The following is an 8,992-nucleotide window of genomic DNA, read 5'->3' as shown; positions in this document are numbered from 1 at the left end:
GAAAGCCTTTTAAGCCAGTCGTGATACCAAATTGCACGAATGGGTCTCCGACCCGATATGGAGTCCCAGCAGCGGCTCACTACCCTCTACCGCTACATTTTCGACGAAGCCTCTGATTCCCTCAAATCGAACTTGTCCTCCGTCTTACAGGTCTACATCGACCAGGCAGTGCAACTCATTCTCAACAAATACGACCTGCCCAACAAAACGATTCAGGAATTAGAATAGCTGGCGGGGTTGGGACAACAGAAAATCGTTCCTGGCGCACCAGCAACAAATCCTGAACTCTTTGCCAATGGCATCACCAGTAACTTTGCGACCTGCAAGCTGCTCTGGGAAAGCGTCAACATTCTGACGCAGCGCAGCGACCTCCAGTGGCAGCCCGATGAAGATGGCAAGTTAGCCTACACCAGCCTCCTCAAAGACGGCAGGGGACGGCTGATTTTTTGGGTGACAGACAATCCAGAGGAACAGTACCCTGAAGCCCTGGCAGGAGAAGCAGCCCTGGCAGTGATTGAGACCTTCGATATCCGTGCTGCCTGTATGCACCTGATTTACGCGGCTCACGTCACCACCCTCGCTCGTCCCTGGGAAGAAGAATTTGTCATTGATGATGCTCAGATCTCCTCTTACATGGGACTGGATAAACGTAAGGATCTCACCAAAGAACAACGGCTGAAGCTGATTGAGCGTATTTCCGAGCAACCAGCGCAGATTCTCACCTTTTTGCACTGGCCCCAGCAAGGCAACGTGGAGAGCTTCTACGTGGAGAAAAGCCGCCTGTGGGAAGTGGCGATCGGCTATCACGGGCAGCGCGACATCTTCGGAGACATCAAATGTACCGGGCTGACCATCCGCTGTCGAGCTGGCATGTGGGCGAAGTACTTTCTCAACAAACGGGGGTCAGAAGAAGGCAACGCGTTCTATCAATATGGTGTGCTGTCCAAGACGCTTTTGCAGACCATTACCCGCGTTTGGCAGCACAGTGAGGGAGCAGCCCGAATGTTGGCATGGCTCTCCTTCAGGATGCGCGTGAGCACTAATCAGGTGATGCTCACATCCACCCTGATGGAAGTTGCCTACGGGGTTGAAAAAGTGACCGCTGCGCAACGCGATCGCGACTTACGCAGCGAACTCGCCAATACCTGGGATCGCGACCTTTTGGTGCTCCATGAGGCAGGACTGGCAATCGAATTTGATCCCGTGACCTACCCGTCTGAGATTCAACCCGATTGGAAAGAAGGGGGACGCGGCGAGAAAAAACGTCCGAAAGGCTTCTGGGAGCAACTTCGTAACAGCCGCCTTTACGTCCATCCACCCAAAGAGATTGCTGATGGCATTGCCAAACTTCAGCGCAAGAAGCGAACTATTGATGTGGAAAGTCACCTGGTTCCTGCCAAACCCATCAAAGCAGGCTCTACATTTGGTGGTGAGCAAATTAAAGCCGCCCGAGAAGCCAAAGGCTGGAGCCAGGAAGAATTAGGCAAGCAACTGGGCAGAACAAAGATGTGGATTAGCCTTATTGAGCGGGGTAAACGCAGCATCAAACCCGAGGACTCCGCCAAGCTAAAAGCGCTTTTAGACCTCGATCGCTAAGAGAAATAGAGCCGATTCAGTAAACAGTAAACAGCGTAAACAGGGGAATGTGTAAACAAGTAAACAGTAAACAAACCACAAAAGCTGTTTACTAAAGCATCCCTTAAAAGCATAGGATTGATTTCCAGCAAGGATTTCAAGCTGTAAACAACTTCCCGAACCAGGGGGATAACGCCCCGACCCCCAGGAGTAAACAGCCCCGAACCGGGGGATAGTCTATCCGCACCCAGGGGACTGTAAACCCGACCGTAGGGGATAAAAACCCCGCACCTGGGGGGCAAAATAATTTTTTGAACGGCTGAAACGCTTTTAGACAGCCACTTCTGGAAAAAGTAAACAAGCCTAATTATTTAAATGATCTTGATCGCCAGTAAACAATCAGAGCATTTGTACTGCCTCTGTAGAATGGCACGCAATGAACCATACCGCTGTACTCAGTTACGGCAGGCGTGGTTCGCAGTGGTGCTGAGCTAGGAGCAGCTGCTCCGATGATTTCCAGTTCTTGAGTGAAGCCGTCAAGTGAACATTGGCTATTTGTAAGCCAGCCCAAGTGGCAGAGGTAGCTGTTGTTTACTTCGATCTTCAATTTTGATCTAGTTCTCTGTCACTCGGCGCTGCAAATGACCAGGACAGGCTAAGCGTGCATCTTAAGGCGCGTCATCAATTCAGCTCGAAACCTTGCGGTATCAGCATTGTCGCGCCTGTCCTAACACACGAGGCTAGAGGCTGGAACCCTTGCTGTAAGCAATGTGTAGTCGTAATTGATGACAGCCTCTAGCGTCCTGGTTTCGGTCAATCATCACAACGGGTACAGGGAGGTACGCCACACACCAGGCACCGTCTAAGACTTCACCACCACAAACACCAGAAAACCGGGACAGACCCTCGGCAAAGCGTCCTTTATCCCGGTTTCTTAGCCGTTTCTGAAACAAACTTCAGAATTGGTGGGGTATTTTTGTGCATCTATACCTAGAATACTATCTCTATCACAATGTGCAAGAGGTAGCAGGGTTGATTTATGCAAATTTTCCCCTGCCAGTTTGTAGAAACCCTGTAGTGCTTCCGGGCTGCCGTTCGCCAGACATCGTCTAGCTGCAATGCTAGCAGCGTGATCAATCTGCAAGCACTCACGGGTGAACGCCCCTATTCAGGCTAGAGAAATCGGTATTTCTGTCCCGGCTCCACCCAAGTTAAGGAGCCGTTATGACCGTTGCTTATCGCTTCAATTCTGATCAAGCCAATCCAATCCCTTTGTCTATCCCAGTCATCTCGTTGGGATTGGTTTCGATGTTCTATCTCACATTGGGAGGGTTGTGATGCAAGCAGCAACCGCCAGTCCCTGCCAGTACATCCAGGAACAAGAGAATGCGTTCTTGGCGCTTTTCCCCCATCGTTATGACTACATCTGGGCAGAGCATCCCGACCCCCAAGGCAAAGTCGAATGGAAAACGGAGAGCCGTCATCCCCTGAGCGATCGCCTCATCCACCAGGGAGCCTATCTCTACGGTGTGCGCTTCGGTGCGGAAATCCAATATTGCTTGCTGGACATTGACGCTGGCAGCCTTTATCACCCGCAGCGCGATCCCTTCGCCGTCTCACGCCTCCTGTCAGCGCTGGAACCATTGGGCTTGGTCAGCGCGATCGCCTGCACGTCCAGCTATAGCGGCGGAATTCATCTCTATTTTCCCTTCGAGCAACCACAGAAAACCTGGGAGTTGTCACTCGCGCTACAAGCCGTGCTGGAAAATGCGGGCTTCAAACCAGCGCTCGGACAACTGGAACTCTTCCCCAATGCGCGTCTATTTGTGACCGAGGGCACCCCCAATCTGTATGCCGCGCATCGGCTACCCATGCAGGCAGGTTCCTACATCCTGAGTGACGCGTGGGAGCTAACCAACAGCAATCAAACCACCTTTGTCCAGCACTGGCGTTTTGCCCAACGTCGCAATGATGTCAGTGCTAAAGCCTTGCAACAGGTGCTTAAAGTGGCGCGACGGAAACGCTACACCCTGTCGGGTAAAGCAGACAAGTTTTTGAATGACCTGAATGCCGACATCGAACCGGGCTGGAGTGATTTTGGGCAAACCAACTTTCTCCTCGGTCGCATCACCATGCGGAGCTACATCTTTGGGCATTTGCTGTATGGGTGTGAACCGCTGGCAGGTAAAGCACTGGTCAATGACATTGTGCAGGTTGCCAAAGCTCTCCCTGGCTATGAGGACTGGTGTCGCCACCAAAGTGACCTGGAGCAACGAGCGGCAGAGTGGGCACAGTGTGTGGAAGCCAGCCACTATTTTCCGTTTGGACAAACCAAAGCACTGCCAACAGCACTCGTTAATGCGAAAGCAGAAGCAGCAGAAACCTTGACCTGGAATCAACAGCGATCGCAGGCAGCACGAGAACGCATCCGCCAAGCGCTCGCGGACTTACTGAACCACGGTAGCCTTCCCAGCCATGCTACGGCTCGTTTTCAGGCGCTCACCCGTTACGGCATTGGCGGCGGTTCGCTTTATCGGCATCGCGACCTCTGGCATCCCGTTCATCTTGTAGAAAGCCCCCCAGACCCCCCAACCATCTTAAGTGTCTCCTCAATGGCTAGCGCTGAGGGCGCTCCCATTGAGGGAAACCCTAAAAGCTTATTACCCAAAAATGACGGTAATAGCCGAAGCAGTGGGGGTTTGAGCGATTCCTTAGAGTCCGATCGACCTTCAATCGATGGTAATAGCCTGCCAGCTAAGGAAGCTAGCGATCGCGATTGTTCTGATGCACCCATTCAACCAGTAGAGCAGCAGGAAGGATTGGAAGGAAGACGCTATGTCCAGCAGATTTTGTCTGCCATTCAGGAAAGGAAGCAGGCTAACCGGGAAGCTGCGAAACAATTGCCTGTTCAAGCGCAACAGCGCAAGCAGAAAGATACAAGAGCCGCACAAACGCAGCGGATGCAGCAGTATTGGGACTCCGGCGATCGCATCTTGATGGCAGAAGCCCAACAATGGGCGATCGCAAACCCAGGTGTACTGGATCTTCCTGCACCTTTAGAGGTTCAACCGCAACAAGGGGAACCCAGTTTCTTAGCAGATCCCTCGATGGGAAGGGCATCACTGCAACCAGGGCATTCGGTTCAGAGCATGGCTGCTTCAGAGGCATTGGAGCAGGAACCAGCCGTACCGATCGATGAAGGGAATTTGAGGACTGTCGATCTTTCCGATGTCCTGGCTCAAATCAGCGTTCAGCGGCAACGGCTTGAGTGGACATTAGAGCAAGCTCAGGAGGCACTCTCGCAACGCTTTGGTAAAACCAGTCAGGCGCTGCTGACAGACTCGGAGTTGATGGAGTGGTTGACCTGGCTACAGGGGCAAGCGCGATCGGCAGACTAATCTAACGTCCTTTGATTAGACATGGTAAAGGCAGTAGTGGCAGAGTTGGGGCAATGGTTTGCAAGAAAAGCGAAGAAGGCAAAGCCCCAATCATCAGCGGTGTAGGGTTCAACAGGTCAGTTTCAGTTTGAAGTAGGAACGTTCTCGTTTGAAGTGGGAACGTTTCTGTTTGCAACGAGAACGTTTCTGTTTCAAGTCGGATGCTTCTTGTTTCAAGTCGGAATGATAGGAGTTAAAGCCGCAATGGTCTCGTTTGCCATGAGAATCTTCCCGTTTCAAGTGAGAACGTTTCTGTTTCAAGTCGGAACGTTCCTGTTTGAAGTGAGAACGATCGCGATCGCAACGGAAACAATGCGGTTTAAAGTGAGAGCGATCGTGCTTTAAGGTCAAATACCGAAGACTTTTGCACAAAGACTGAAGATTAACGGAAAAAGTGTCGTTGCTAGGGTAGAAAGGAGGCAGAGAGCATTGGCACTAAACCTATGGCAGATCCGTTAACGGCAGCAACGATCGCGACACTCATCGTTACTAAAGTCTTTGAGAAACAAGGCGAGAAGGTTGGTGAAAAAGTTTGGGCGAAGGGAGAGCAGTTGCTGGCATTGCTGCGGCACAAAGCTTTTGGCACAGCAAGCGCGATCGAAAAAGTCGCTCAACAACCAGCATTAGCTGCACAACAACCAGACGATTTTGGTGAAGCAAAGTTGATTGGTGAAGTAGAGCAACTGGCAGCAGCCGATCCAGAGATTAAAGCGGCGGTTGAAGCAGTAGCGGCAGAGGCAACGGCTCAACCTGGAACAATGCAAAACCTGACAAAACTGGCAGAAAAAATTGGGGTCGTCAATTTGGGTCCAATTACTCACCAGATAAACACAATCAACCTTTGACTACAGTCGTCGGGAGAGGCACCGACAAAGAAAAGCACCCCTTCAACCTTTAACGTTCCTTACCATCGTAACGAGTACTTCACCGGGCGAGATGCTTTGCTGCAAACCCTGCACACTGCTCTCAGCACAACGGAAGCCGCTGCCCTGAGTCAGGCAAAGGCTATCTATGGGTTGGGCGGCGTTGGCAAAACGCAAACGGCTGTGGAGTATGCTTACCGCTATCATGAGGCTTACGACTGGGTGTTTTGGGTCAAAGCAGACACCGATCTCAATCTGGCAACGGATTTTGGCAAAATTGCCAGCGCTGTTGGTTTACCGCAAATCGTCGGACAATCTTTAGACGAAACCGTACAAGCAGTAAGGCGGTGGTTTGAAACGAATAACCGCTGGCTGCTCATTTTTGACAACGCTGATACACCTGCATGGCTGAAGCTTTACCGCCCCAACAACCCAAATGGGCGCATACTTATCACATCTCGCGCTCAGGTCTTCGATAGCCTGGATTTGGCTCAGCCGCTAGAGGTGGAGAAGTTAAGCCATAAAGAAGCCGTTGAGTTTTTATACAAACGCACCGAGCGATCGCAGGCACAGTCAGCCGAAGTTGCCGCCGCAGAAGCATTGGCAAAGGAGCTAGACTACTTGCCCATCGTACTAGAGCAAGCTGGAGCCTATTTATTGCAGAAAAAAGCCTCCTTTAGCGCTTACTTAGTCAGTTACCGCAAGCAACCAGTACCAACGCTGCAAAAACAACTGCCTCAAACAGGCGACTATCCACAGTCGGTTGCGACTACCTGGGCAATGAACTTTCAGGAGGTTGAACAAACCGTACCCGCTGCTACGGATTTGCTGTCGCTGAGCGCCTTTCTAGCACCCGATGACATTCCCTATGAATTGCTGGTGCATGGTGCAGCATATCTGGGCGATCGGCTGAGTATTGCCCTTGCCGATGCCACCGATGACCCGCTGCTGCTGCCAGAGTTGCTAGAACACTTAACGCGCTACTCACTCATTCAAGTGGAGCCAGAGCAGAACTGCTACAGCATTCACCGTATGGTACAAGCCGTGCTGCGAGACAGAATGGAGACGGCGACCCAACAGCAGTGGGTAGAGCAAAGTGTAGAAGCGCTGAATGCCACCTTTCCACCCGTTGAGTTTCAAACCTGGCAGGAGTGCGATCGGCTGCTGCCCCACGTGCAAGCAATTTGGCAGCATCTAAAACAGTATCCATACGACTCGCTTTCATTGGCAAAGCTGCTACATCAAACTGGGCGTTACCTACATGATCAAGCACACTACTCAGAAGCAGAAACGTTTTATGTGAAATCTCTTGCTATTAGGGAGCAGCAGTTGGGAACTGAGCATCCTGATGTGGCAACCAGTCTTAACACATTAGCAAAACTCCTTCGAGTGCTGGAACGATACACAGAGGCAGAACCACTACATTTAAGATCCCTCGCTATTCGAGAAAAAGAGTTAGGAACTGAGCACCCCGATGTGGCAACTAGCTGTGATGATCTGGCAGGACTTCTTTCATCGCAAAGACGCTATGACGAAGCTGAATTACTCTACTTACGTGCTCTTGACATCCGAGAGAAGCAGTTAGGCACCAACCATCCTCATGTGGCATTCGTCTTAAACAATCTAGCAAGCCTTTATGGATCACAGAGACGCTTTGATGAAGCCAAGCTGCATTACGATCGAGCGTTGGTAATTAGCAAAGATTTCTATGGAGAGAACGCATTTGAAGTAGCAGAAATCTTGTATAACCTAGCAACGCTTCACTATTGCCAGGAGGATTACAGCAAAGCAGAGCCACTTTTTTTGAGTTCTCTCAACATCAGCGAGCAACGATTCGGAGAAACGCACCCTCATGTGGCAATCACTGTTCATACTTTGGCGAACTTTTATTGCTCGCAAAGACGCTATGTTGAAGCAGAACCGCTGTATTTGCGGGCATTAAAAACTTTGTTAAACTGCTTTGGTAGAGACCATCACTTTACTCAACAAGTGCAGCAAGACTTCTGTGGCTTATTGTGGGTGGTGATGTGGGTAGGGGAAACGGGGCAACTCTCCGACCATCCAGTAACGCAAGACCTGTTGCGGCAGATGAGAGAGGGACGTGGGGAGTAGGGTGTGGGGTGAAAAAATAATGAAATGGAGCCAATAGAATAGGCTTAGGCAAAATAAAGCTAGCCGTTATGAATACTCAATTGGTAGATTCACTCGTGCAGGTGATTCTGGCATTACCAGAGCAAGAACAGGCAGTCTTGTCAAAAAAACTTGCCCAAGCACAGGTGCCAACGACGCATTTAAGTCAATCCAACCATGCAGAAACAGGTGAGCAGATCCTACAGCCCCTCATTGCTGCGGGACAAATCATTCCACCCGCCCAACATCCAGACATTCCACCCCTTTCTGAAGCAGACCTCAAAGTGATGGTCAGCAACATCCAGATTTCTGGTAAACCTCTTTCAGAGACGGCGATCAAGGAACGTGGTGAATGGTAGATCTTTTGGACGGCAGATATCCGCTTACTCGCGATCGCTGAAGTTGCAAAGCACTATTTAGAAGATAGCGTTCTTGCTAAAGCTCTTATTACCTATATTGATACTATGAGTGCTGATACTGAATCAAGGTGAATAAATCATGCAAATTACGATCGAACTTCCTGATGACATTGCTAATCAACTACAACCTGGCGATATTTCTCGTCGGGTACTGGAACTGATTGCGGCTGATCGCTATCGCCAGGGGCAGATTGGAGCAGCGGAAGTCCGGCAAATGCTGAACTTCTCTTCCCGTTGGGAAACCTACGAATTCCTCAAGCGTGAAAAAGCTTACCTGCCCTATACAGAGGCTGATCTAGCGCAAGATGTTCAAAATATTCGCAGTGTTCTAGGCGCAGAATGATTGTTGTTTCCAATACATCTCCCATTAACTACCTGATTCTGATTGACTACATCAATCTACTCCCGGAATTGGGTAGTCCTAAAGGTGTAAGGATAGCTAACCTCTAGCTTGAGCAGGGTAAAGCGCTGGCGGCTGGAATGTTAAACCTAGTACGTTGCCCTCTAAAGTAGCCATGCCCTTGACACTCCCTTGCTGTCCCAGTTGCGACTCAAAGAATGTAGTCAA

General features: G+C 50.4%; 9 protein-coding genes and 1 pseudogene. 9 read left to right on the top strand and 1 reads right to left on the bottom strand.

Annotated features, from left to right (window positions below; genetic code table 11):
- Positions 1-39: 39 nt before the first annotated feature.
- Both AC5JLP_RS00350 and AC5JLP_RS00345 read left to right on the top strand, forming a co-directional pair.
- Positions 40-228: a hypothetical protein gene (locus tag AC5JLP_RS00350; RefSeq protein WP_496065898.1), complete on the top strand. Its 189-nt coding sequence runs from the start codon at positions 40-42 to the stop codon at positions 226-228.
- Between the two features lie 9 nt (positions 229-237).
- Positions 238-1,596: a helix-turn-helix domain-containing protein gene (locus tag AC5JLP_RS00345; RefSeq protein ID WP_496065897.1), complete on the top strand. Its 1,359-nt coding sequence runs from the start codon at positions 238-240 to the stop codon at positions 1,594-1,596.
- A 719-nt stretch (positions 1,597-2,315) separates the two neighbouring features.
- Here the strand turns inward: AC5JLP_RS00345 and AC5JLP_RS00340 are convergent.
- Entirely contained in the window at positions 2,316-2,528 is a 213-nt protein-coding gene (locus AC5JLP_RS00340) for a hypothetical protein (protein ID WP_496065896.1), read from the bottom strand.
- Between the two features lie 384 nt (positions 2,529-2,912).
- Between AC5JLP_RS00340 and AC5JLP_RS00335 the strand changes: the two genes are divergently transcribed.
- The 7 genes and pseudogenes from AC5JLP_RS00335 (at position 2,913) to AC5JLP_RS00305 (ending at position 8,767) form a co-directional block, all read left to right on the top strand.
- Positions 2,913-4,973, top strand: coding sequence for a hypothetical protein (locus tag AC5JLP_RS00335; protein ID WP_496065895.1), 2,061 nt, complete (start codon positions 2,913-2,915; stop codon positions 4,971-4,973).
- Between the two features lie 222 nt (positions 4,974-5,195).
- Positions 5,196-5,357 carry a hypothetical protein gene (locus tag AC5JLP_RS00330; protein WP_496065894.1) on the top strand — a complete coding sequence of 54 codons (162 nt, stop codon included), beginning with the start codon at positions 5,196-5,198 and terminating at the stop codon, positions 5,355-5,357.
- Between the two features lie 98 nt (positions 5,358-5,455).
- Positions 5,456-5,857, top strand: coding sequence for a hypothetical protein (locus tag AC5JLP_RS00325; protein ID WP_496065893.1), 402 nt, complete (start codon positions 5,456-5,458; stop codon positions 5,855-5,857).
- 75 nt (positions 5,858-5,932) lie between these two features.
- A pseudogene (locus AC5JLP_RS00320) lies at positions 5,933-7,045 on the top strand (DUF7779 domain-containing protein); the annotation flags it as partial.
- Between the two features lie 3 nt (positions 7,046-7,048).
- Positions 7,049-7,987: a tetratricopeptide repeat protein gene (locus AC5JLP_RS00315; protein WP_496065899.1), complete on the top strand. Its 939-nt coding sequence runs from the start codon at positions 7,049-7,051 to the stop codon at positions 7,985-7,987.
- 68 nt (positions 7,988-8,055) lie between these two features.
- Positions 8,056-8,364, top strand: coding sequence for a hypothetical protein (locus AC5JLP_RS00310; protein WP_496065892.1), 309 nt, complete (start codon positions 8,056-8,058; stop codon positions 8,362-8,364).
- A gap of 139 nt (positions 8,365-8,503) precedes the next feature.
- Positions 8,504-8,767, top strand: a complete 264-nt coding sequence (locus AC5JLP_RS00305; RefSeq protein ID WP_496065891.1) for a UPF0175 family protein — start codon at positions 8,504-8,506, stop codon at positions 8,765-8,767.
- Positions 8,768-8,992: the final 225 nt, after the last annotated feature.

The sequence above is a fragment of the Stenomitos rutilans genome, assembly GCF_059505485.1.
Note: the sequence above shows the minus strand (reverse complement) of the source record. Positions and strands in the feature narration are given on the sequence as shown.